Source organism: Nocardia sp. NPDC058658 (assembly GCF_042716665.1).
Classification (GTDB): Bacteria; Actinomycetota; Actinomycetes; order Mycobacteriales; family Mycobacteriaceae; genus Nocardia.
In genome coordinates, this window is record NZ_JBHXRR010000012.1 from 145,212 (window position 1) to 168,960 (window position 23,749).

Sequence of the window (23,749 nt, forward strand, 5' to 3'; positions counted from 1 at the left end):
TTCATGGGGCGCAAGCGAATTGAGCCCGTTCCTCCCGTCATTCGACGGTGAATCCGGTGTAACCGAAAACCGAATTGTTTCGGATATTCAATCCATTGAACGGAGTGATCGTGGGAAAGCTCGATGGCAAGGTAGCGGTAATTACCGGCGGGTCCACCGGAATGGCACTGGCCGGCGCCCAACTGTTCGTCGCGGAGGGTGCGCACGTCTTCATCCAGGCGCGGCGGCAGGGCGCACTCGACGACGCCGTGCGGCTGATCGGCCGCAACATCACCGCGGTCCAGGGTGACGCGGCAGACCTGGACGATCTGGACCGCTTGTACGACACCGTCAAACGGGAAAAGGGCTCGATCGACATACTGTGGGCCAACGCGGGGATGGGCGAACCCGCCGTCCTCGGCGAGATCACCGAGGAACAGTTCCACCACGCCTTCTGGCTCAACGAACTGCGCGACCGCAAGATCCGGGTCAACGTCCTGACTCCCGGCCAGGTCGCCACCGCCAAGCAGGAAGAACTGTTCGACGAGGCCGCCAAGGCCGCATTCGAGTCCCTCATCCCCCGCGGAAAGATGGGCCGCCCCGACGAAATCGCCACTGTCGCACTGTTTCTCGCCTCTGACGACTCCAGCTACGTCAACGGCCTCGAACTGGTCGCTGACGGCGGCACCACCGCGCTCTGAACCACACACCAGCGAGAGAGAGCACACCTCATGAGCAGCATCACCATCATCGGTACGGGGAACATGGCTCGTACCATCGGCACGCTCGCGGTAGCGGGCGGCAACACCGTCGAGATCATGGGCCGAGATCAGTCCAAGGCCGAACACCTTGCCAAGGCTCTCAGCGGCGACACGACGGCAGGAAAGTGGCGCGCCGTCCCGGCCGGGGACATCGTCATCACGGCCCTGCTGCACGACGGTGTCGTTCCGGTCGTCGCCGAGTACGGAGCCGCACTCGCGGGCAAGGTCATCGTCGATATCAGCAACCCGTTCAACGCCACGTTCGACGGATTGGCCCACCGCGAGGAGACCTCGATCGCGCAGAAAGTCACCGAGGTGGCTCCGGCCGACACCAGCGTGGTGAAGGCATTCAACACCATATTCCGCAATGTCTTGGAGAAGGGCAGGCCCAATGTCTTCATGGCCGGCGACAATGCGTATTCCAAGGCGGACGTGGCGGCATTCATCGAGAGCCTCGGGCTGCGCCCCCTAGATGTCGGCGGTCTGAAAATGGCGCATTGGCTGGAAGGAATGGGCCTGGTCACGATGGGGCTCGCCGGAAACGGGGTCGGCCACTGGGATTTCGCCCTCGGCGTCAACGAATTCACCGGCTGAGCACACCCGCACCACTCGCGAGAAGGACAGCAGCATGCGCGTTTTCGTCACCGGCGGGACCGGCCATTCCGGTTCGTACATCATCGGCGAGCTCATCACCGCCGGGCACGAAGTCACCGGCCTGGCCCGGTCGGACACGGCCGCGGCGACCTTGTCCGCGCTCGGCGCGAAGGTACGTCGCGGCGACCTCGAGGATCTCGACGGGCTGAAGGAGGCGGCCGCGGATTCCGACGGTGTCATTCACGTCGCGCACCGGCAAGACCTACTTGTGTCCGGCGGGATCGACGCCGTGGCCGCCGCGGAGCTCCCGATCATGCTCGCGTACGGCGAGGCGCTCGCGGGAACCGGAAAGCCGCTGGTCGCGGCGGGGAGCATCGGCTCGCCCGGAAATCTCGGCCGACCGGTCACCGAGGCGGACCCGGCACTGCCCGGCGGCAATGAACACAAGGGCACCCTGCGGGTTCGCAACGTTGTGGAAACCGCCGTAGTCGGCCTCGCCGAGCAAGGAGTGCGGTCGTCGGTCGTGCGGATTGCCAATATCGCGCACAGCACGACGGATCGCGCCGGGTTCCTCGTGCAGCTGATCGCGCTCGCGAAGGAGAAGGGCTACGTCGGTTACCCCGGCGACGGCGCGAACCTGTGGAACGCCGTGCACGTCCGCGATGTCGCGTCCGTGTTCCGCTCGGCGCTGGAGAAGGGCGAGGCAGGAAAGTATTGGCACGCGGTCGGGGACGGGGCCATCCCGCTCCGCGATATCGCCGAAGCCATCGGCAGCCGTCTGGGCCTGCCCGTCGTGAGCGTTCCCGCCGACGTTCTGATGGTGCCGGGATACTTCGGGTTCCTCGCGAACATCGTCACGCAGAGCTACCCGGCATCCAACCTCATCACCCGCCGAGCCCTCGGCTGGGCACCCACCCAGCCCGGCCTGCTGGCAGATCTGGACAACGGCCATTACTTCGCCGCCGGATGACGGCAGATTCTCCGCCGCGCATCGGGGGTTTCCCTGATGTGGGTGGGGGTTCGGGCGCCTAGCGTTGGCGGGGTGAGGGCGATTGTGCAGCGGGTATACGGGTCATCGGCGATGTTGAGCGTGGCGGAGGTCGAGCAGCCGGTCGCTGGGGCGGGGGAGGTGTTGGTTCGGGTTCGTGCCGCTTCGGTGAATGCGCGGGATTGGCATGTGATGCGGGGGGATCCGAAGATCGCGCGGTGGATGGATCGGTCGGTGTTCAGCAGGAAAGGGCCGGCGAATCCGGTGCCGGGCGGGGATTTCGCGGGCACGGTCGAGGCGGTCGGGGAGGGGGTGACGGATCTGGCTGTCGGCGAGGAGGTGTTCGGGGAGGGGAACAGTGGGGCGTTCGCGGAGTTCGTCGCTGTGCCGCGGGCCTTGCTCGATCGGAAACCGGCGAATCTGAATTTCGAGCAGGCAGCGGCGGTGCCGTTGGCCGGCAATACCGCCCTCACCTGCCTGTCCCATCTCGGCGACAGCGAACGGGTGCTGATCATCGGCGCCTCGGGTGGAGTCGGTACCTTCGCGGTTCAGATCGCCCGGGCACGACATGCTGAGGTCACCGCAGTGTGCAGCACCCGCAATGTCGAAGCCGCCCGAGCTCTCGGCGCCGAGCATGTCTTCGACTACACCCGCGAAACCATCACGGGCCGCTTCGACACCGTCCTCGACCTGGCCGGAACACGTCCCCTGCGCGAACTGCTCCGCCTGGTCGAACCCACCGGCACCCTGGTGCTGTCCGGGGGCGGCAACTTCGACGGCGGCAGCTGGTTCGGCCCGGTCGGTCTGCTCGCGCGCGGTCAGCTGGCTCGACCGTTCCGCCGCGAAACACAGCGCCGCCACCGATCGACCCGGTGAACAGCCACGAACGCGCCGCTGTGCCTCACAGCAAGCGGAACTCCATCATCGCGATCGCATCGTCGACAGCGGCGGTCAGCGCGGTGAGCCGACTGTGTGGGTCCGGCGCGGACAGGGCCGACTGGCGGTCGGTCGGGCCGATCGGCAGGCGGGCCGCGAGCTCGTAGGAGCGGGTGGTCGGGTCGTCGGACAGCCCGTCCAGCGATGCCGACGGCGGTGGGCGACGGATGCCGTTGCGGCGCGCGAACTGGGCGGTGAGGGTGTGCAGGCGGTCCGCCCGTTCACGCAGGCCCGCCAGCAGCGCACTGTCGTCGGCACCGGGACCGTCCGGCCAGAGCTCGGTGTCCGCCCGGGGATACGGGTCGTCGTCGAGCCACTTGTCGATGCGAAGACGCTCGGTTCCCTTGCAGCGCAGGCGGTATCGCGAACCGGGCAGTTCGATGACCTCACTGATCCGCGCCAGGGTGCCCACCTCCGTGCGCACCTCACCGCCGCCCACCTCGTGCCCGCGCGCGATCAGCACGACACCGAATTCCGGCTCCCGCAGCCCGTCCATGCAGTCGCGCACCAGTGCCACATAGCGCGGCTCGAAGATCTGCAACGACAGCGGCTCACCGGGTAGCAGCACCGCACCCAGCGGGAACATTGGTATCTCCACCGTCCCAGCATGCCCGGTGGCACGCGGACTACGCCCATCCGGCGCGCTCACCTTGTGCCCTTTCGGCATGTTCGGGCCCGCTCGTCGGTGATGTGCGCCAGCCGCCATCGTGCGCGCCCTGCGGTGGTGGTGGCTGTCGTCGCGCCCCTCACGCGGTGGCGATCGACTCGAAGACTGTCGGGTCGACCAGCGTGGAGGTGTCGCCGAGTTCGCGCCCTTCGGCGACATCGCGCAGGAGCCTGCGCATGATCTTGCCGCTGCGCGTCTTGGGCAGCTCCGGCACGATATGGATCTCGCGGGGGCGCGCGATCGGGCTGATCTCCAGCGAAACCGCCGCTTTGAGTTCGGGGACGAGCGCCTCGGCCGCGTGGGCGGACCCGGTGAGGATGACGAAGGCGACGATCCCCTGCCCGGTGGTCTCGTCGGACGCACCGACCACCGCGGCCTCCGCGACCGCCGGATGCCCGACCAGCGCGGATTCCACCTCGGCGGTGGAGATGCGGTGCCCGGACACATTCATCACGTCGTCGACACGCCCCAGGATCCACAGGTCACCGTCGGCGTCGAGCTTGGCGCCGTCACCGGCGAAATACCAGCCCTCGGAAGCGAAACGCTGCCAATAGGTTTCGCGGTAGCGATCCATGTCGTTCCAGATGCCGCGCAGCATCGACGGCCACGGCTGATCCAGGACCAGCAGCCCGGATTCGTCGGGTCCCAGCGGTGCGCCGTCGTCGTCGACGACCTTGGCGGAGATGCCGGGCAGTGGGCCCATCGCGGCGCCGGGTTTGGTGGCGGTGACGCCGGGCAGCGGCGAGATCATGATGGCGCCGGTTTCGGTCTGCCACCAGGTGTCGACAATGGGAGTGGCGTTGGCGCCGAACACTTCTCGATACCAGCGCCACGCCTCGGGGTTGATCGGCTCACCAACCGAGCCGAGCAGTCGCAGCGTGCTCAGATCGTGCGCGTCGGGGATTTCACGTCCCCATTTCATGAACGTGCGGATCAACGTGGGCGCGGTGTAATAGATCGTCACGCCGTACTTCTCGATGATCTCGAAGTGGCGATGCTCATCGGGGAAATTGGGAGTTCCCTCGTAGACGACCTGAGTGGCGCGGTTGGCGAGTGGCCCGTAGACGATGTAGCTGTGCCCGGTGACCCAGCCGATGTCAGCGGTGCACCAGTAAACGTCTTGTCCCGCTTTGTGATCGAAGACGTTGTGATGGGTGTAGGCAGTTTGGGTGAGGTAGCCGCCCGTGGTGTGCAGGATCCCCTTGGGCTTTCCCGTGGTGCCGGAGGTGTAGAGGATGAACAGCGGATGCTCGGCGGGGAAGGCCTGTGCTTCATGCGTTGGTGAAGCGACAGAAACGGTTTCGTCCCACCACAGGTCGCGAACCTCGGTCCACGGCACATCCAGGCCGACCCGGCGCACCACCAGCACATGCTCGACGCTCGACGGATCCGAACCCAGCGCCTCGTCGACGGCATACTTCAGCGCGGCGGGCTTCCCGCGCCGCCACTGCCCGTCGGTGGTCACGATCAACCGGGCCTGCGCGTCGTCGACCCGCTGACGCAAGGCGGTGGGGGAGAACCCGGCGAACACCACCGAGTGCGTGAGCCCCAGCCGCGCGCACGCCAGCATCGTCACGATGGCTTCGGGCACCATCGGCATGTAGATCGCGACGCGATCACCGGCGACGAGCCCGAGCTTGGTGAAAGTATTTGCCGCCCTGCACACGTCGTCGAGGAGTTCGGCGTAGGTGATCGCGCGCGAGTCGCCCGGTTCGCCCTCCCAGTGGATGGCGACCTGGTCGCCGTGCCCGTCGATGACGTGGCGGTCGACGCAGTTGTAGGCGACATTGAGCTCACCGTCGCCGAACCAGCGCGCGACCGGTGCGTCGGACCAGTCGAGCACCTCGGTGAAGGGCTTGTGCCAGTGCAACCGGTTGGCCTGCTCGGCCCAGAAACCGTCGCGATCGGCGCGCGCCCGCTCGTACAGCCAGGCATCGGCATTGGCCAGCGCGGCGAACTCGGGGGCAGGCGGGTAGCTGGTCACAAGAAACACTCCTTCGAAAAGCTGGGGGGTACAGCCCGTGCCGGTGGGGCGAACCACCGGCAGGGGCAGGGGCAGGCGCTAGTGCGAGATCGCCTTCTCCGCACCGACGCCGGTGAGCGACCGGACTTCCATCTCCGCGGCCTTGGCCTTGTCGACCTGCTCGCCACGGCCACCCAGGTAGGTGCCGAGCACGCCGAGCAGGAAGGCCAGCGGAATGGACACGATGCCCGGGTTGGCGAGCGGGAACCAGTCGAAATCGGCGCCCTTGATCATCGCGGTCTTGTTGCCCGACACCGCGGGCGAGAACACGATGAGCACGATGGTCGAGATCAGGCCGCCGTACATCGACCACAGCGCGCCGGTGGTGTTGAACCGCTTCCAGAACAGCGAGTACAGGATGGTCGGCAGGTTCGCCGCCGCCGCCACCGCGAAGGCGAGCGCCACCAGGAACGCGATGTTCTGGCCGTTGGCGAGAATGCCGAGTCCGATCGCGAGCACCCCGATCACCACCGCGGTGATCCGCGAGACCCGCACCTGCTTGACCTCGTCGACCTTGCCCTTCTTGAGCACGCTGGCGTAGATGTCGTGGGCGAACGAGGTCGACGCGGTGATGGTGAGCCCGGCGACGACCGCGAGGATGGTCGCGAACGCCACCGCCGAGATCACCCCGAGCAGGATCACGCCACCGAGTTCGAACGCCAGCAGCGGCGCCGCCGAGTTCTGTCCACCGGCCGCGGCGAGGATCTTGTCCGGGCCGACGATGGCCGCCGCGCCGTAACCGAGCACCAGGGTGAACAGGTAGAAGGCGCCGATCAGGCCGATCGCCCACACCACCGATCGCCGGGCCTCTTTCGCGGTCGGCACGGTGTAGAAGCGCATCAGCACGTGCGGCAGACCCGCGGTGCCGAGCACCAGCGCCAGACCGAGCGACAGGAAATTCAGCTTCGACATGCCGCTGCCGCCGTACTGGGCGCCCGGAGCGAGCACATCGCGGGCGGCAACGGCCTTGTTGGTCGACTCGCTCACCGATTCCTGTGCGGCACCGAGGATGTCGGAGAAGTTGAACCCGTACTTCGACAGCACCATCACCGTCATCAGGCCCGCACCCGCGATCAGCAGCACCGCCTTGATGATCTGTACCCATGTGGTGCCCTTCATGCCGCCGACCAGCACGTACACGATCATCAGCACGCCGACGGCGGCGATGACCACGGACTGTCCCGCGCGACTGGAGATATCGAGCAGCAGTGCCACCAGGCCACCCGCGCCCGCCATCTGCGCGAGCAGGTAGAACAGCGAAACCGTCAGGGTGGTCAGCGCGGCCGCGGTACGCACCGGGCCTTCCTTGAGCCGGAAGCTCAGCACGTCGGCCATCGTGAATTTGCCGGTGTTGCGCAGCATTTCGGCTACCAGCAGCAGCGCGACGAGCCAGGCGACGAGGAACCCGATCGAGTACAGGAACCCGTCGTAGCCGTAGACGGCGATCGCGCCCGCGATACCGAGGAAGCTCGCGGCCGACAGGTAGTCACCGGCGATGGCGATGCCGTTCTGCGGACCCGAGAACCCGCGCCCGCCGGTGAAATAGTCCGCGGCACTGGCGTTGTTGCGGCTGGCACGGATCACCACGACCATGGTGACCGCGACGAACAGCAGGAAGATGGCGATATTGGCGATGGGATTGCCCACCGTCGACGACGCGGCGAGGGTGCTCATACCTGCACCTCGCTGACGCTCGGCTCCGGCATGACCACCGTGGCGGCTGTGTCTATCAGCCGCTCGCTGCGCTCGCTCATGCGCGCTCCCCTTCGAGTTCTTCGCGAATGGCCGCGGCGCGCGGATCCAGCTCACGGTTGGCGAAACGGACGTAGAGCCCGGTGATGAGGAAGGTGGAGGCGAACTGCCCGAGTCCGAGCAGCAGGCCCACATTGATGTTGCCGAAGACCTTCTGCGCCATGAAGTCGTGCGCGTAGGCGCCGAGCACCACATAGCTCACGTACCACACCAGAAACAGGGCGGTCATCGGGAAGATGAAGCGGCGCAGCCTGTTCCGAAGATCTTGGAACTGCGGACTCGCCTGTACCGCGAGCCATTCGTCGGCACTCGGCGTGCGCGGATCTGGCGCCTCGGTGTCGGTTTCGGTCATGCCGGTCGTCCTAGCGTGAAGGGGGGTCGTGCGTGGAGATGACGGTAGGTCCCCGGACGTGGGCGCATGATGGTGTGGCGTGGGTCACTCGGTGAAGGTGGCCGCCCGTGCGGTGAGCGGTCGGTGTGGTGCGACGAACGGTCGTCGCGAGATCAGTGCGCAGCGGCGGTTTCGGGGTCGCGGTCGGCGCTCATCCCGAGCCGTTCGGGGGCGTGCATGCGCAGGAAAACCCCCGCTACCGTCCGAGGATCCTGGCCGGTGGTGGCGAGGCTGACCAGGATGGTCACCGCGAAGGCCAGTGGCACGCACACCGCGGCCGGATAGTCGACGATCGCGGCGGGCCAGCCGTTGGCGAGGTCGGGGGAGACGCCGCCCAGCACCGCCAAAACAGTGGCGCTACCCGCGGTGATGCCGCCGGTGAGCATCCCCGCTGCGGCGCCGGTCGCGGTGAGCCCACGCCACCAGATCCCGAGCACGAGCAGCGGGCACAGTGTGGCGGCGGCCACCGAGAAGGCGAGTGCGACGGTGCGTGACAGGTCGAGGGACGCGACAGTCACCGCGAGGGTGAGCGGGACCAAGCCCGCGACCAGCGCGGCGAGCCGGAAGTCCCGGATTCGCCCGCGCAGTACATCGGTACTGAGCACCCCCGCCAAACTGACCAGCAGACCCGACGAGGTCGACAGGAACGCCGCGATCGCCCCGGCCGCCGCCAACGCGGCCAGGAGTTGCCCACCGAGGCCGCCCAGCACCGCGCCGGGCAGCAGCACGACCGCGGCATCGGAGGCGCCGGTGATCAGCAGTTGGGGCACGTAGAGGCGGGCGAACACGCCGAGCAGGATCGGGAACAGGTAGAAGACGCCGACCAGTCCGATCACCGTCAGCGCGGTCCGGCGCGCGGACGGTCCGTCGCGGTTGGTGTAGAAGCGGACCAGCACATGCGGCAGCCCCATGGTGCCGAGGAAGGTCGCCACGATCAGCGAAAACACCTGGTACTGCGGATGTTCCCCGCCGAATCCACCCCCGGGCGCCACCCAGCTCGCGCCGTCGGCCGGTGCTCCGGCGACCACCGGAACGGCCGAACCCGGGGCGAGGACCAGTTCGGAACCTGCGGCGAGGGTGTGATCGCCCGGAGTCAACACGACCGGCCCCTCGACAGGCTGTCCGTCGAGTGTCCCGGTGATGGTGACCTGTTGCGAAACATCCAGATGCACTACGACATCGGTGGAGATGGCGACGGTGGTCCGCTCGTCGACCGTCGGGGGCGCTGGTGCGCCGACCGGTCGTTCGTCGCCGAGGAAATGCATCCCGAGCACCAGCGCGGGCACCGCGACCGCCGTCAACTTCAGCCAGTACTGGAATGCCTGCACCAAAGTGACAGAACGCATTCCGCCGCCGATCACATTCGCCAATACGATCGCGCCCACCGAGACCGCGCCCACCCAGGCGGGCACGCCGAGCAGAATGTGCAGCGTGAGTCCGGCGCCTTGGAACTGCGGAATCAGGTACACCGCACACACCAGCACAACGAGACCGGCTGCCATGCGCCGCAATCGAATAGACCCCAACCGGAATTCGGCGAAGTCGGGCACGGTGTACGCACCGGACCGGCGCAGCGGGGCGGCCACGAACATCAGCAGGCCCACATAGCCCGCGGTGAAGCCCACCGGATACCAGAGTGCGTCGGCGCCGTATTTGGCGATCAATCCGGCGACGCCGAGAAAGGAAGCGGCGGAAAGGTATTCACCCGAAATCGCGGCCGCGTTCCACCGCGAACCCACTGTGCGGGACGCGACGAGGAAGTCGGAAGTCGTGCGGGACAAGCGAACTCCGTAGAACCCGATGCCCACCGTGGCGAGCGCAGCCAGCAGCAGTGCGGCGACCGTGAGCGCGGGGGTACCGGAACCCATCAGTCCCCGGCCAATTCCAGGAAGTCGTCCTCATTGCGTTGCGCGAGGCGAACATACAACCACCCCACCGCATACAGCGTCGGGAACGCGAGCACGCCGAGGATCAGCCACGGCAGCCGGATCCCGAGCACCGCGGCCTCGGCGATCGCATCGATACCGAACAGCACCGGCAGCGCGCCGAACCCGACCGCCACCACCAGCCCGAGGCGCAACGCCAGCCCCAGCTGCGCCCGGATCAACCCACCGATCAACGCCGCACCCAGATCGGTCTGCTCGACCATCTCGGTCCGGGTCCGCACCTGCCGCGCGCCCCGCCGCTGCGCCAACACCACCCGCTCGCGCGGCGGACGCTGTGGACCGGTCACCGCTGCGACCAATTCTGTCGCGGCCCGTGCACCAGCCGCTGCTTCAGTTCCCGCACCTGCCGCCGACTCACCGGCAACTCCACCGCACCGGCCGCCCCCTCCGCGCGTAGACACACCACCGTCGCGTTCCCCGCACTCCGCAACCCGGTCACCAACCGCAACGCCACCAGATACGACCGGTGCACCCGTAGAAAACCGGCATCCTCCCACCGTGATTCCAACGCCGACAACGGAATCCGCACCAGATGCGACCCACTCCCGGTATGCAATCGCGCGTAATCCCCATCCGCCTCGACCCACGCCACATCGGCCCGATGCACCAACGTCGTCACCCCACCGAGCTCGACCGGAATCACCTCACTCGGATGCGCCGACTCCACCACCGCCGCCGCGGGTACCGAAACCCGCCCCGCCAGAATCCGCCGCACCGCCTCGCCCAACCGCGCCTCCCGCAACGGTTTCAGCAGATAGTCCACCGCCCCCAGATCGAACGCCGCCACCGCGTGATCATCGTGCGCGGTCACGAAAACCACCGCGGGCGGCTCCACGAATTCCGACAGAATCCCCGCCAATTCCATCCCGGTCAGCCCCGGCATATCGATATCGAGAAACACCGCGTCAATAGGGTGCGCCCGCAACAACCGCAACGCCCCCGTCGCTTCCCCCGCCCGATGAATCTCCCCGACCCCCGCCTGCGCGCTCAACAGATACACCAGTTCATCGAGCGCCGGTTTCTCGTCATCGACAGCAAGCACCCGCAGCGCGGTCGAGGGTTCGTCAGTGTTCCAAGTCACAACCCGTCCATGGTAACCGGAATACTTTCTGTGTTCCTGAGGTAGGCGGGAGGACTCAGGTCTGGTGCGGTTGAGGATCGGAGTCGGGGCTCGTGGCTGCCACGATCGAAGGGGGCGGATTCGCCGTCGCCGATGACGACAGGAATGCACATGAGCACAATGCGGGTACTGGCTGTGGCGGTAGCAGCGGCGGCGGGAATCGCGGTGGCCGGCGGCGGCGTCGCCACCGCGGACACCGGCTCGGCCAGCGGTTCTGCGGAAGTGAAGAAGATGCTGGGCGGCCTGACCAGTGGTTCCGGCGAAAAGGACGTATCGAGCGCGGAGTCGGGTTCGGGTTCGGGGTCTGCCGAGGAAGAGGTGTCGAGCGCGGAGTCGGGTTCGGGTTCGGGGTCTGCCGAGGAAGAGGTATCGAGCGCGGAGTCGGGTTCGGGTTCGGGGTCTGCCGAGGAAGAGGTATCGAGCGCGGAGTCGGGTTCGGGCTCGGGCTCTGCCGAGGAAGAGGTATCGAGCGGCGACGGTTCGGCCTCGGGCTCCGCTGCGAGCTACCTCGAACGGGTCGAGGCATTCGTGCAGAGCCTGACCAGCGGTTCGGGGAAATAGTCCCGATATCGAGATCCAGCGGAGGGAGTCGCGCACCAATCGGTGTGTGGCTCCTTTCTTATTTCGGTGCGCGCGCCGGGCGGTTCAGGCGCGAATTCCGGCACGGAATTTGGGGACTCGCATGCTGACTTTGGTGCCCGCGCCCGGTGCGGTTTCCACGATCAAGCCGTAGTCGTTGCCGAACGCGGCGCGCAGGCGGTCGTCGACATTGGCCAGGCCCACATGGGCCGCCTCGCCGGTGCGGGCGGGTCCGGAATCGGTGTCGACGGCATCGAGCGCGCCAGAGCGCAGCAGGTCGGGGTCCATGCCGATGCCGTCGTCCTCGACGCTGATCAGGCAATCGGTGCCCGCGTCGGTGGCGACGATGCTGAGTTGGCCGCCGCGGCCACCGCCGGCGAGGCCGTGCCGGACCGCGTTCTCGACCAACGGCTGGAGAGCCAGAAACGGCAGGACGACGCCGAGAACTTCCGGTGCGATCCGCAATCGAACATCCAGTGCGTCACCGAAACGCGCCTGTTCCAACGCCAGATACCGCTCGATATTGCGCAATTCGTCGGCCAGCACGGTGAATTCGCCTGCGGCACGGAAGGAATAGCGGGTGAAGTCGGCGAATTCGAGAATCAGCTCCCGTGCTCTGTCCGGGTCGGTCCGGACGAACGACGCGATCGTGTTGAGCGCGTTGTAGATGAAGTGCGGGCTGATCTGCGCGCGCAACGCCCGCAATTCCGCCCGATCGACTCGAGCCCGCGAGGCATCCAACTCGGCCAGCTCCAACTGCCCACACGCGTACCGCGCCACCTCCGCGGCCGCCCCGAGCATCCCCGGCCCCGGCTTCCCGGTCGTCACCATGCCGAGCGCACCCACCGCCGCCCCCGCGTCGATCAACAACGGTTGCGCGATCAATGTGTGCTCGTCACCGGCAACCAGCACCGGCCGCTCATCGGCGACAGCGCGTCGCGCCGCATCGGCGAACAACGCCAGCATTCCCGTGTGCGGACCGTCCCACGCCAGCAACGTCGCCTCGGCATCGGCGACGCCGAGCGCCTCGGCCCCGGCGAGCGCTCGCAGATGTGGCGCAGCTTCCGTGGCCGATTCCTCGGTGAGCCCGCGCCGCAACGGCACGGCCGCCAGTGACGCGGTGTGCAGGGCTTGGTGGACGGCACGCTGCGCGGGTGTGGTGACGACCCGCTGGGTCCGCCGCCACACCAGCAATGCCACGATCAGTAGGGCGAGGGCCGCGGCGGTCACGATGAAGGTGGTCAACTACTGGGCCGTTCCGTGTACACCCACCGATTATGTCGGTGACCTTCACCACGACACGCCGCCCCACGCCGAGGTGCGGTTCGGGCGCGCGCGCCGAGTGCGAAATCTGTCGGACCCCCGTGCATAGAATGCCAAGGCCAACCCCCGCCGACTCTATGGGAGGAAGGACCGTCTTGGCTCCGTCCGGATCGTTCGTTCACCTGCACAACCACACCGAGTACTCGATGCTCGATGGAGCGGCGAAGATCTCGCCGCTGTTCGCGGAGGCGGATCGGTTGGGCATGACCGCGGTCGGCATGACCGACCACGGCAACATGTACGGCGCCTCGGAGTTCTACAACAGTGCCAAGAAGGCGGGCATCAAGCCGATCATCGGCATCGAGGCCTACATCGCGCCCGGCTCGCGCTTCGACACCAAGCGTGTGAAGTGGGGCGACCCCGGCCAGAAGGGCGACGACGTCTCCGGCTCGGGTGCTTACACCCACATGACGATGGTCGCCGAGAACGCGACCGGTCTGCGCAACCTGTTCAAGCTGTCGAGCCTGGCCTCCATCGAAGGCCAGCTGGGCAAGTGGGCGCGCATGGACGAGGAGATCATCGCCCAGCACGCCGAGGGCATCATCGCCACGACCGGTTGCCCGTCGGGTGAGGTGCAGACCCGTCTGCGCCTGGGCCACGATCGCGAAGCCCTGGAGGCCGCCGCGAAGTGGCAGGAGATCTTCGGTGCCGAGAACTTCTTCCTCGAGGTGATGGACCACGGTCTGTCCATCGAGCGCCGGGTCCGCGAAGGCCTGGTCGACATCAGCAAGCAGCTCGGTATCCCACCGATCGCCACCAACGACTGCCATTACGTCACCAAGGACCAGTCGGTCAACCACGAAGCGCTGCTGTGCATTCAGACCGGCAAGACGCTCTCGGACCCGACCCGCTTCAAGTTCGACGGTGACGGCTACTACCTCAAGTCCGCCGCGGAGATGCGCGCCATCTGGGACGCCGAGATCCCCGGCGCCTGCGACAACACCGAACTCATCGGCGAGCGCGTGCAGTCCTACGACGAGGTGTGGGAGCACCGCGACCGGATGCCGGTGTTCCCGGTGCCCGAGGGTCACACCCAGGCCAGCTGGTTGCGCAAGGAAGTCCTCGAAGGTCTGGACCGCCGCTTCCCGGACGGTCCGACGCGCGAGTACCTCGACCGCGCCGATTTCGAGCTCAAAGTCATCTGCGACATGGGGTTTCCCGCCTACTTCCTCGTCGTCGGCGACCTGATCAAGCACGCACTGGAAGTCGGCATCCGGGTCGGTCCCGGTCGTGGTTCGGCCGCCGGTTCGCTGGTCGCGTACGCGATGGGCATCACCAATATCGACCCGATCCCGTACGGGCTGCTGTTCGAGCGATTCCTCAACCCCGAGCGCGTGTCGATGCCCGATATCGATATCGACTTCGATGATCGCCGCCGCGGTGAGATGGTCCGCTACGCCACCGAGAAGTGGGGCAGCGACCGTGTCGCCCAGGTGATCACCTTCGGCACCATCAAGACCAAGGCCGCGATCAAGGACTCCGCGCGAGTCCTGTTCGGCCAGCCCGGTTTCGCCATCGCCGACCAGATCACCAAGGCGCTGCCGCCGCCGATCATGGCCAAGGACATCTCGGTCGCCGGTATCACCGATCCCGATCACGAGCGGTACAAGGAAGCCACCGAGGTCCGCGATCTCATCGCCTCCAACCCCGATGTCGCCAAGATCTACGAAACCGCGCGCGGCCTCGAAGGCCTGATCCGCAACGCCGGTGTGCACGCCTGCGCGGTCATCATGTCCTCGGAACCGCTCACCGACGCGATCCCGGTCTGGAAGCGCGCCCAGGACGGCGCGATCATCACCGGCTGGGACTACCCGTCGTGCGAGGCCATCGGCCTGCTGAAGATGGACTTCCTCGGCCTGCGCAACCTCACCGTCATCGGTGACGCCCTGGAGAACATCAAGGCCAACCGCGGCATCGATCTGGACATGGATCACCTGCCGCTCGACGACCCGGCCACCTACGAACTGCTCGCCCGCGGCGACACGCTCGGGGTGTTCCAGCTCGACGGCAGCGCCATGCGCGATCTGCTGCGCCGCATGCAGCCCACCGGCTTCGGCGATATCGTCGCCGTCCTCGCGCTGTACCGCCCCGGCCCGATGGGCATGAACGCCCACAACGACTACGCCGACCGCAAGAACGGCCGCCAAGAAGTCAAACCGATCCACCCCGAACTCGAAGAACCACTGAAAGAGATCCTCGCCGACACCTTCGGCCTGATCGTCTATCAGGAACAGATCATGCAGATCGCGCAGAAAGTGGCCGGGTACTCGCTCGGCCAAGCCGATATTCTGCGCCGCGCCATGGGTAAGAAGAAGCTGTCGGTGCTGGAAGAGGCCTATGCCGGCTTCCGCGACGGCATGCTCGCCAACGACTTCTCCGAACCCGCGATCAAGGCGCTGTGGGACACGATTCTCCCGTTCGCCGGTTACGCGTTCAACAAGTCGCACGCCGCCGGCTACGGCCTCGTTTCCTTCTGGACCGCCTACCTCAAGGCCAATTACCCGGCCGAGTACATGGCGGGTCTGCTCACCTCGGTCGGTGACGACAAGGACAAGGCCGCGATCTACCTGTCGGATTGCCGCAAGATGGGCATTACGGTGCTGCCGCCCGATGTCAACGAGTCGGAGCTGAACTTCGCCTCTGTCGGCACCGATATCCGGTTCGGTCTCGGCGCGGTCCGCAATGTCGGCACCAACGTGGTCGGCTCGATCATCGCCGCGCGCAAGGAGAAGTCGAAGTTCACCGACTTCTCCGATTACCTGAACAAGATCGACGCGATCGCCTGCTCCAAGAAGGTCACCGAATCCCTCATCAAGGCAGGCGGTTTCGATTCCCTCGGGCATCCGCGCAAGGGCCTGCTGCTGATCCACTCCGATGCGATCGACGCGGTGATGTCGACCAAGAAGGCCGAGGCGATCGGCCAGTTCGACCTGTTCGGCGGGCTCGACGACGGCGACGACTCGATGGCGTCGGTGTTCAACGTCAAGGTGCCCGACGAGGAATGGGAGACCAAGCACAAGCTCGCCCTCGAACGAGAGATGCTGGGCCTCTACGTGTCCGGGCATCCGCTCAACGGTGTCGAGCACGTCCTCGCAGCCCAGGTCGACACCCCCATCCCGGCGATTCTGGAAGGCGACGTCAAGGACGGCGCGCAGGTGACCATCGGCGGCATCCTCGCCTCGGTGAACCGCCGCATCAACAAGAACGGCTTGGCCTGGGCCTCGGCGCAATTGGAAGACCTCACCGGTGGTGTGGAGGTGCTGTTCTTCCCACAGTCGTACTCGGTGTACGGCATGGATGTGGTCGAAGACGCCGTGGTGCTGGTCAAGGCCCGCGTCTCGGTGCGCGACGACCGCATCTCGCTGATCGCCAACGACCTTGTCGTGCCGGACCTTTCGGCCATCGGTGTGGCCAAGCCGGTGTCGGTCGTGATGACCACCCGCATGTGCACCCCCGACAAGCTCGGCGAACTCAAGAAGGTGCTGACCCGCCACCAGGGCACCTCGGATGTCTTCATCCGCCACGTCGGTGCCCGCGAGAAGACCACCATGCTCAAGCTCGACGACGCCTGGCGGGTCTCCCCGTCCTCGGCGTTGATGGGCGACCTGAAAGCACTGCTCGGTCCGGGCTGCCTCGGCTGAGCAAGGGTTCACCGACGGTTCTGTGTGGGCGCACAGACCGTCGGCGTCACCCCTGTGGCGGGTCGTGATGGCCGCCCCGCGAACTACGGGCTAGCGTCGAGAGACGTGACCGCCGTGCCACTGCTCGACTCGCTGCCGCCCGCCGGGACGTCGTCTCGGCCGGGTCGGCACGCGTTGTCCAGGCGTGCGGTGGTTCTCGCGACGGTCGCGCTGATCGTGGCTCAGCTGGTGCTGCGCGGCTGGGTGGCCGGTTCCGGGTTCTTCTATTGGGACGATTTTCTGCTGATCGGGCGGGTGAGCAGTCAGCCGCTGTTCTCGACGGAACTGCTGTTCACCAGTCACGACGGCCACGTGATGCCGCTCGCCTTCGTGCTGACGTGGCTGGTCACCGAGGTGGCGCCGCTGAACTGGGCGGCGGCGGTCGTTGTGCTGGTGGCGTTGCAGTTGCTCGCCTCGCTGGCTGTGTTGCGGCTGCTCGTGGTGCTGGTCGGAATGCGGGCCCGGATGCTGGGGCCATTGGTCTTCTACCTGTTCGTGCCGTTGACGGTGCCCGCGTTCGCCTGGTGGTCGGCGGCGGTGAACGCCCTGCCCCTGCAGATCGCGCTGGCCTGGGTGAGCGCCGACGCGGTGCGGTCGGTGCGGACCGGGCAGCGTCGGTACGCGGTCTCGGGGGCCGTCGTGTTCGCGGTGGCGTTGCTGTTCTTCGAGAAATCGGTGGTCGTGCTGCCGGTCGCTTTTGCCGTCGCCGTGCTGGCCGCGCACGTGACGGGCGGGTCGATGCGTGACGCTGCCCGGCGTGGGGCCGCGCTGTGGACGGCAGGTGGTGCGGTGTTGCTGGCGTGGTCGGCGTGCTTCCTGCTCGTCATCCAACGCCCGCGCGGACTCTCGGCCCCGGAACACCCGGGAGCGTTGTGGAGCCGGGCACTGTCGGACGGTTTGGTGCCCGCCCTCTTCGGCGGCCCGTGGCGCTGGGAGCGCTGGCAACCCGCCACCCCGTGGGCGGATTCACCGAGCGTGCTGATCGTGGCGAGTTGGCTGGCTCTGATCCTGTTCGCGGCGTGGACGATTCGCACCCGATGCCGAGTCATCGCGATCGGGGTGTGCACAGTGGCATACGCCATCGGGACCATCGCGCCCGTCGTCATCCTGCGCGACGGTCCGAGCACCGCGGGTCTGCTCCTCCAATCGGTGCGCTATTTCGCTGACTTCGCCGTGATCGCCACCATCGCGCTCACGCTGATCGCACTGGCACTCCGGAAGCGCCGGGCGAGTTCGAACAAGCCTGCACACCAGGAGACTTCGGCGGTCCGCACGCAAATCGCCGGCGGATCGCCCTCGATCGACATGAGACGCGACGGTCGTGCGTGGCAGACAGCGGGTGTCGCGGCGGTCATCGCGTTCCTCGCCAGCGGTGTGTACTCCACGATCACCTTCACCAGATCATGGGAACCGAGCCCGGCCCGCACCTACGTAACCGGCGTTCACGCCGCCCTCCCCGGCGCCGCCGACGCACCGCTGCTACCCCAAGAGGTGCCGTGGAATGTCTTGAACCCCTTGGCTTTCCCCGAGAACATGACCGACCGCGTCTTCGCCCCGATCGCCACTCCCACCACCTTCGCCCTGGCGACCCCACGCCTGCGCATGATCACCGACGAAGGCGCCATCGTCGACGCCCAGGTCTGGTGGAACCGCGCCATCGTCGAAGGCCCCGAACCGCGCTGCGGCCACCGCGTGCCCGGCACCACCGGCGTCAACCTCCCCCTCGACGGCCCCATGCAGATCCGCGACTGGACCGCCCAGCTGAACTACAACGCCGAACGTGACGGCCGGATCGCCCTGTCCTTCGAAGGCGAGACCGAAACGATCGCCGACGTGCGCGCGGGCCTGAACACCGTGTACGTCCGGCTGCTCGGTGGCGGCGACACCTTGCGGATCAGGTCACTCGACGAGCGGCAGTCGCTGTGCATCGGCGCCGGACCCGTCGGAGTCACCGCGCACGCGCAGTGAACGAGCACACCGGCGCGGGGCATGCGATGCTGGGCCGATGAGGCAGTTTCGGGTGTGGGCACCGGAGGCACGAGAGGTGCGGCTGCGACTGGACGGGGTCGAGCACCCGATGCGAAGAAACGGCGGCGGCAACTGGTCGATCCACGTCGACGCAGGTCAGGGGGCCCGCTACGGGTTCCTGATCGACGACGACCCGACCGTGCTGCCCGATCCGCGCTCACCCCGTCAACCCGACGGCGTGCACGAAACCTCCGCCGTCCACGACCTCGACCCCTCGGTCTGGACCGACCGGAACTGGACCGGCAGACCACTGGCCGGCTCGGTGTTCTACGAACTCCACATCGGCACCTTCACCCCGGAGGGCACCTTCGACGCGGCGATCGAGCACCTGGACCACCTCGTCACCCTCGGCGTCACCACCGTCGAACTCATGCCGGTCAACGCCTTCGACGGCACCCACAACTGGGGCTACGACGGCGTGCTCTGGTACGCGGTGCAGGAGAGCTACGGCGGCCCCGACGGCCTGCAACGCTTCGTCGACGCCTGCCACACCCGCGGCCTTGTCGTGTGCCTCGACGTGGTCTACAACCACCTCGGCCCCTGCGGCAACTACCTGCCGCGCTTCGGCCCCTACCTCGCGACCGGCCGCAACACCTGGGGTCAAAGCCTCAACCTCGACGGACCCGGCTCGGACGCGGTGCGCGCCTACATCATCGACAACGCCCTGCGCTGGCTGCGCGAATTCCACATCGACGCACTGCGCATCGACGCCGTCCACGCACTGGTCGATCGCACCGCCACCCACCTGCTGGAAGAACTCACCGTCGAAACCACCGCCCTGGCAGCACATCTGGGCCGACCGCTGACCTTGATCGCCGAGAGCGACCTCAACGACCCCCGCCTGATCACCCCGCGTGCGGCAGGCGGCTACGGCCTGACCGGACAGTGGAACGACGACCTGCACCACGCCGTTCACACCGCGGTCTCCGGCGAAAGACAGGGCTACTACGCCGATTTCGGTTCCCTGGCCTGCCTCATGCAAACGCTCACACACGGGTTCTTCCACGCCGCAACGTATTCCAGCTTCCGCGGCCGCACCCACGGCGCACCGCTACCGCGTGACCTCGTTCCCGGCAGCGCACTGCTCGGCTACACCTGCAACCATGATCAAATCGGCAACCGCGCGATCGGCGACCGCCCCAGTGCCTACCTCACCCCCGGCCAGCTCGCGGTGAAAGCGGCGCTGGTGCTGCTCTCGGCGAGCACCCCGATGCTGTTCATGGGGGAGGAGTGGGGCGCGCGAACCCCGTTCCAGTTCTTCACCTCCCACACCGACCCGGTCGTCGCCGCGGCCACCGCCACCGGGCGCCGCGCCGAATTCGCCGAGCACGGCTGGTCCACCGAGGAGGTGCCCGACCCGCAGGACCCGGCCACCTTCACCCGTTCCAAACTCGACTGGACCGAGGTCGGTCACGAACCGCACGCCCGGTTGCTCGCCTGCTACCGCGGTCTGCTCGCGCTGCGTAAGTCGCGGCCCGAGTTCACCGATCCCTGGCTGGAACGCGTCTGGGCCGACTATGACGAGGCACAACGTTGGTTCATCCTCCGTCGTGGCCGAATAGCAGTGGTGTGCAACCTCGCTGAGGACGAAGTGGTGATCCCGGTGCACGGTCGCGTACTGCTCGCCTGGTCCCCCGCCACGGAAAGTGGTGCGGGAACACTCATTTCGGGCCACAGCTTCGCCGTACTCGAGGAAGGTGACGGCGCGGGCACGGTGATCACGCAGTGATGACGCCCGGCCACGGGTCGGCCACAGTCCGAAACGAGCCGTTGCCGAATGGACATAACGCCGTATAGTCAGATGATGAGCAACGACGCTTACGGGCAGGATAGCGCTGCCCTCCCGGCCGGTGTCGGGGGCTACGCCCCGGCTGGATTCGGCCCGCTGGTGCGCGCATTCGCCACCTTGATCGGCAACCGTCGCGACGCGGGCGGGGCACTCGCGGTCTATCGACACGGTGAACCTCTCGCCCACTTCTGGATCGGCAGCGCAGGCGACCGGCCGTGGAACGCGAACACCGGCCCGATCGTGTTCTCCGCGACCAAGGGCGTCACCGCCACCGTCATCCACCGCCTCGCCGATCGTGGACTGATCGACTACCAGGCCCCGGTCGCCGAATACTGGCCGCGCTTCGCCGCGCACGGCAAGGGTGCGATCACCGTCGCCGACGTGCTCACCCACCGGGCCGGCCTGTCGTCGCTGTCCGCGGTCGCCGACACCGCCGCCGAAGCCCTCGATCACGAGCTGATGGAGGACCGCCTCGCGCTGGCGAAACCCGACCGGATGCTCGGCACCCCCACCTACCACGCCCTGACCTACGGCTGGCTGCTCGCGGGCCTGGCCAGGGGAGTCACCGGCCGCAGCATGAGCGAGCTGATCCGCAGCGAAGTCACCGATCCGCTCGGCATCGACGGCATCCACCTCGGGCGCCCCGCCGCCGACTCGTCGACCGAATACGCCCAGCTCGCGGGCACGCACATGAGCTTCGCCGCGCACCCGCTCGCAGCCGGTTTCCTCGCCAAGGTCGGCTTCCGGTTACCCGGACCGCTCGGCGCGGCCGCCCGCTGCCTGTTCGTACCGGGCCTCGACGCCATCCTCGACGGCGAGAACCCGCCGGTCCTGAGCACCGAGATGCCCGCGGGCAACGGTGTCGCGACCGCCGCCGGACTGGCGAAGATGTACGCCGCGCTGGCCGACGGCGTCACCGTCGACGGTTCGCCGTTCCTGTCGCCGGGCACGCACGCCGCAATCCGCCGGATCCAGACCTACCGGCTCGACCACGCGCTGTTCTACCTCCCGATGATGTGGCATCTGGGGTACCACTCGCTGCCCGTGCCCGGCGCCCGGCACGCTTTCGGTCACATCGGCCTCGGCGGTTCATTCGGCTGGGTCGACCCGCAGTCGGGCCTGTCGGTGGCCTACGTGCACAACCGCCTCGACCAGATCCTGCTGCCCTACGACCAGTTCGCCATGGGCTGGCTGCTGCCGCTGGTGCTGTCGAGTGTGCGCGCGAGCCGCGAACCCCGGCGCCGTGCGGACCGTGCGGCGGCCTGACTACGTGAGGTAGCGGTAGGCGGGGGAGCCCGGTTCCAGGCGTTCGGCCTGGATCGGGGACTCCTCGATGCGATGCATCAGCGAGGCCAGGTCGTCGGTCGCACCGAGTTCGATGCCGACCAGCGCCGCCCCGGTGTCGCGGTTGTTGCGCTTGACGTACTCGAACATGGTGATGTCGTCGTCGGGGCCGAGGACATCGTCGAGGAAGCGGCGCAGCGCACCGGGTTCCTGCGGGAAGTCGACCAGGAAGTAATGCTTGAGACCGCGGTGCACGAGCGAGCGTTCGATGATCTCGCCGTAGCGCGAGACATCGTTGTTGCCGCCCGAGACCAGCACCACGACGGTGCTGCCGGGTTCGACATCGATCTCGGCCAGCGCCGCGGTGGCCAATGCGCCCGCGGGCTCGGCGATGATGCCTTCGCTCTGGTAGAGGTCGAGCATCGCGGTGCAGATGGCGCCCTCGTCGATCAGCATCACCCGGAAAGGTGCTGTGCCGGTAGCGGATTCGGGTGTCGTGAGCAGTGGCAGCGAGGCGTGCGAGACCATCTTTCCGCCGAACGACGCGGCCGCGCGGTAGGGTAGTTCGCCGATGCGGCGCACGGCGGCACCGTCGACGAACGGGTCGATCTCGGGCAGCGTCACCGGGGCACCGGCCACCAGCGCCGCGGTGAGCGAAGCCGCACCGGCGGGTTCTACACCGAGCAGTCCGGTCTGCGGTGCTCGTTCGCGCAGGTAGGTACCGATGCCTGCCAGGCAGCCGCCGCCACCGACCGGCACGATCACCAGGTCGGGCGCGGTGCCGAGCTGCTCGAGGAATTCCGCGGCGATGGTGCCCTGGCCCGCAGCGGTGCGGGCGTCGTCGAACGGGGGCACCATGGTGGCGCCGGTGCGGGCGACATCGTCGGCGGCGGCCGCGGCGGCCGCGTCATAGGTCTCGCCGACCGCGATCAACTCGACGAACTCGCCACCGTGCACGCGGATGCGATCACGCTTCTGCTTGGGGGTGGTGGTCGGCACATAGATGCGCCCGCGCACACCCATCGCCTGACACGCGAAGGCCACGCCCTGCGCGTGGTTACCCGCGCTGGCGGCCACCACACCGGCCGCGCGCTCGGCGGGGGTGAGCTGCACCATCAGGTTGTAGGCGCCGCGCAGCTTGTAGGAGCGGACCGCGGTCAGGTCTTCGCGCTTGAGGTAGACCTGCGCGCCGGTGCTCGCCGACAGTCGCGGGCTGTACTGCAGCGGGGTCGGCTCGATGATGTCGGCAATTCGCTTGGCGGCGGCGTCGATCTCGTCCGCGGTCAGCGGCGGACGGATTACGGACACTTCGGCGACGTCAGCGATGGGGGGCACCTCGACAATGTTACCGAGGCCCTCGCCACGCTCGATCAGTGGAACCACCCGCCGTCACAGTGCCGGCGAGTGGGCTCCCACCTGCGGGTTTCAGCGCGGGGTGAGGACGAAGACCGGGATCACGCGATCGGTCTTCTCGGTGTACTCGTCGTAGTCGGGCCACACGGCGACCGCGCGCTCCCACCACCGCGCACGTTCCTCGCCGAAGACCTCGCGGGCGGTGTAGTCCTTGGTGGTGGTGCCGTCGCGCAGTTCGACGTGCGGATCGGCCTTGATGTTGTAGTACCAGACGGGGTTCTTCGGCGCCCCGCCCAGCGAGGCCACGACGGCGTACTCACCGTCGTGCTCGACCCGCATCAGCGGCGTCTTGCGTAGCTTGCCGGTCTTGGCGCCCTTGGTGGTGAGCAGGATGACGGGCTTGCCTTGCATCGAGGTGCCCTCGGTGCCGCCGGAATTCTCATAAGCCTCGGCCTGTTCGCGTGCCCAGTCCGAGGTGCTCGGTGCGTACTCTCCTGTCAATGGCATGACCTGCACAACGAATCAACGCTATGTGATGTTCCCGACAGGGTCACTC

19 protein-coding genes are annotated in these 23,749 nt (G+C 67.4%); 9 read left to right on the top strand and 10 right to left on the bottom strand.

The window, feature by feature from the left end:
• The first annotated feature begins 110 nt into the window (after positions 1 to 110).
• The 4 genes from ACFWUP_RS19075 to ACFWUP_RS19090 all read left to right on the top strand — a co-directional run bounded on the left by ACFWUP_RS19075 (position 111) and on the right by ACFWUP_RS19090 (position 3,198).
• Positions 111 to 680 (top strand): SDR family NAD(P)-dependent oxidoreductase, encoded by a 570-nt coding sequence (locus ACFWUP_RS19075; RefSeq protein WP_379235961.1) that lies wholly within the window; start codon positions 111 to 113, stop codon positions 678 to 680.
• 30 nt (positions 681 to 710) lie between these two features.
• A complete protein-coding gene (locus tag ACFWUP_RS19080) occupies positions 711 to 1,334 on the top strand; it encodes an NADPH-dependent F420 reductase (RefSeq protein ID WP_379235963.1) in 624 nt (207 codons plus the stop codon).
• Between the two features lie 34 nt (positions 1,335 to 1,368).
• Complete coding sequence (locus ACFWUP_RS19085; RefSeq protein WP_379235965.1) at positions 1,369 to 2,304, top strand: SDR family oxidoreductase; 936 nt, start codon at positions 1,369 to 1,371, stop codon at positions 2,302 to 2,304.
• Between the two features lie 111 nt (positions 2,305 to 2,415).
• Positions 2,416 to 3,198, top strand: a complete 783-nt coding sequence (locus ACFWUP_RS19090; RefSeq protein WP_379236044.1) for an NAD(P)-dependent alcohol dehydrogenase — start codon at positions 2,416 to 2,418, stop codon at positions 3,196 to 3,198.
• A 25-nt stretch (positions 3,199 to 3,223) separates the two neighbouring features.
• On the opposite strand, the gene ACFWUP_RS19095 is transcribed toward ACFWUP_RS19090, so the two are convergent.
• The 7 genes from ACFWUP_RS19095 to ACFWUP_RS19125 all read right to left on the bottom strand — a co-directional run bounded on the left by ACFWUP_RS19095 (position 3,224) and on the right by ACFWUP_RS19125 (position 11,118).
• Positions 3,224 to 3,844, bottom strand: coding sequence for an LON peptidase substrate-binding domain-containing protein (locus ACFWUP_RS19095; protein WP_379236046.1), 621 nt, complete (start codon positions 3,842 to 3,844; stop codon positions 3,224 to 3,226).
• Positions 3,845 to 4,004: 160 nt separating this feature from the next.
• Positions 4,005 to 5,909 carry an acetate--CoA ligase gene (gene acs, locus ACFWUP_RS19100; protein ID WP_379235967.1) on the bottom strand — a complete coding sequence of 635 codons (1,905 nt, stop codon included), beginning with the start codon at positions 5,907 to 5,909 and terminating at the stop codon, positions 4,005 to 4,007.
• 78 nt (positions 5,910 to 5,987) lie between these two features.
• A complete protein-coding gene (locus tag ACFWUP_RS19105; RefSeq protein ID WP_379235969.1) occupies positions 5,988 to 7,622 on the bottom strand; it encodes a cation acetate symporter in 1,635 nt (544 codons plus the stop codon).
• A gap of 76 nt (positions 7,623 to 7,698) precedes the next feature.
• Positions 7,699 to 8,052: a DUF485 domain-containing protein gene (locus tag ACFWUP_RS19110; protein ID WP_379235971.1), complete on the bottom strand. Its 354-nt coding sequence runs from the start codon at positions 8,050 to 8,052 to the stop codon at positions 7,699 to 7,701.
• 152 nt (positions 8,053 to 8,204) lie between these two features.
• Complete coding sequence (locus ACFWUP_RS19115; RefSeq protein WP_379235973.1) at positions 8,205 to 9,959, bottom strand: cation acetate symporter; 1,755 nt, start codon at positions 9,957 to 9,959, stop codon at positions 8,205 to 8,207.
• Positions 9,959 to 10,324, bottom strand: coding sequence for a hypothetical protein (locus tag ACFWUP_RS19120; protein WP_379235975.1), 366 nt, complete (start codon positions 10,322 to 10,324; stop codon positions 9,959 to 9,961). The genes ACFWUP_RS19115 and ACFWUP_RS19120 overlap by 1 nt, the downstream gene beginning before the upstream one ends.
• Positions 10,321 to 11,118 carry a LytR/AlgR family response regulator transcription factor gene (locus tag ACFWUP_RS19125; protein WP_379235977.1) on the bottom strand — a complete coding sequence of 266 codons (798 nt, stop codon included), beginning with the start codon at positions 11,116 to 11,118 and terminating at the stop codon, positions 10,321 to 10,323. The genes ACFWUP_RS19120 and ACFWUP_RS19125 overlap by 4 nt, the downstream gene beginning before the upstream one ends.
• 150 nt (positions 11,119 to 11,268) lie before the next feature.
• On the opposite strand from ACFWUP_RS19125, the gene ACFWUP_RS19130 reads away from it, so the two are divergent.
• Positions 11,269 to 11,718, top strand: coding sequence for a hypothetical protein (locus ACFWUP_RS19130; RefSeq protein ID WP_379235979.1), 450 nt, complete (start codon positions 11,269 to 11,271; stop codon positions 11,716 to 11,718).
• A gap of 84 nt (positions 11,719 to 11,802) precedes the next feature.
• Here ACFWUP_RS19130 and ACFWUP_RS19135 read toward each other — a convergent pair whose 3' ends face one another.
• Positions 11,803 to 12,981: a sensor histidine kinase gene (locus ACFWUP_RS19135; RefSeq protein WP_379235981.1), complete on the bottom strand. Its 1,179-nt coding sequence runs from the start codon at positions 12,979 to 12,981 to the stop codon at positions 11,803 to 11,805.
• 155 nt (positions 12,982 to 13,136) lie between these two features.
• Here ACFWUP_RS19135 and dnaE point away from each other — a divergent pair, with 155 nt between their 5' ends.
• The 4 genes from dnaE to ACFWUP_RS19155 all read left to right on the top strand — a co-directional run bounded on the left by dnaE (position 13,137) and on the right by ACFWUP_RS19155 (position 21,822).
• Entirely contained in the window at positions 13,137 to 16,700 is a 3,564-nt protein-coding gene (gene dnaE, locus ACFWUP_RS19140; RefSeq protein WP_379235983.1) for a DNA polymerase III subunit alpha, read from the top strand.
• A gap of 105 nt (positions 16,701 to 16,805) precedes the next feature.
• Positions 16,806 to 18,707, top strand: a complete 1,902-nt coding sequence (locus tag ACFWUP_RS19145) for a hypothetical protein (RefSeq protein ID WP_379235985.1) — start codon at positions 16,806 to 16,808, stop codon at positions 18,705 to 18,707.
• Positions 18,708 to 18,744: 37 nt separating this feature from the next.
• Positions 18,745 to 20,496: a malto-oligosyltrehalose trehalohydrolase gene (treZ, locus tag ACFWUP_RS19150; protein WP_379235987.1), complete on the top strand. Its 1,752-nt coding sequence runs from the start codon at positions 18,745 to 18,747 to the stop codon at positions 20,494 to 20,496.
• A gap of 75 nt (positions 20,497 to 20,571) precedes the next feature.
• On the top strand, positions 20,572 to 21,822 hold the full coding sequence (locus ACFWUP_RS19155) for a serine hydrolase domain-containing protein (protein ID WP_379235989.1): 1,251 nt from the start codon (positions 20,572 to 20,574) through the stop codon (positions 21,820 to 21,822).
• Here the strand turns inward: ACFWUP_RS19155 and ilvA are convergent, their stop codons facing one another.
• Positions 21,823 to 23,175: a threonine ammonia-lyase IlvA gene (gene ilvA, locus ACFWUP_RS19160; RefSeq protein ID WP_379235991.1), complete on the bottom strand. Its 1,353-nt coding sequence runs from the start codon at positions 23,173 to 23,175 to the stop codon at positions 21,823 to 21,825.
• Between the two features lie 90 nt (positions 23,176 to 23,265).
• Positions 23,266 to 23,700 (bottom strand): nitroreductase family deazaflavin-dependent oxidoreductase, encoded by a 435-nt coding sequence (locus tag ACFWUP_RS19165; RefSeq protein WP_379235993.1) that lies wholly within the window; start codon positions 23,698 to 23,700, stop codon positions 23,266 to 23,268.
• Positions 23,701 to 23,749 lie beyond the last annotated feature (49 nt).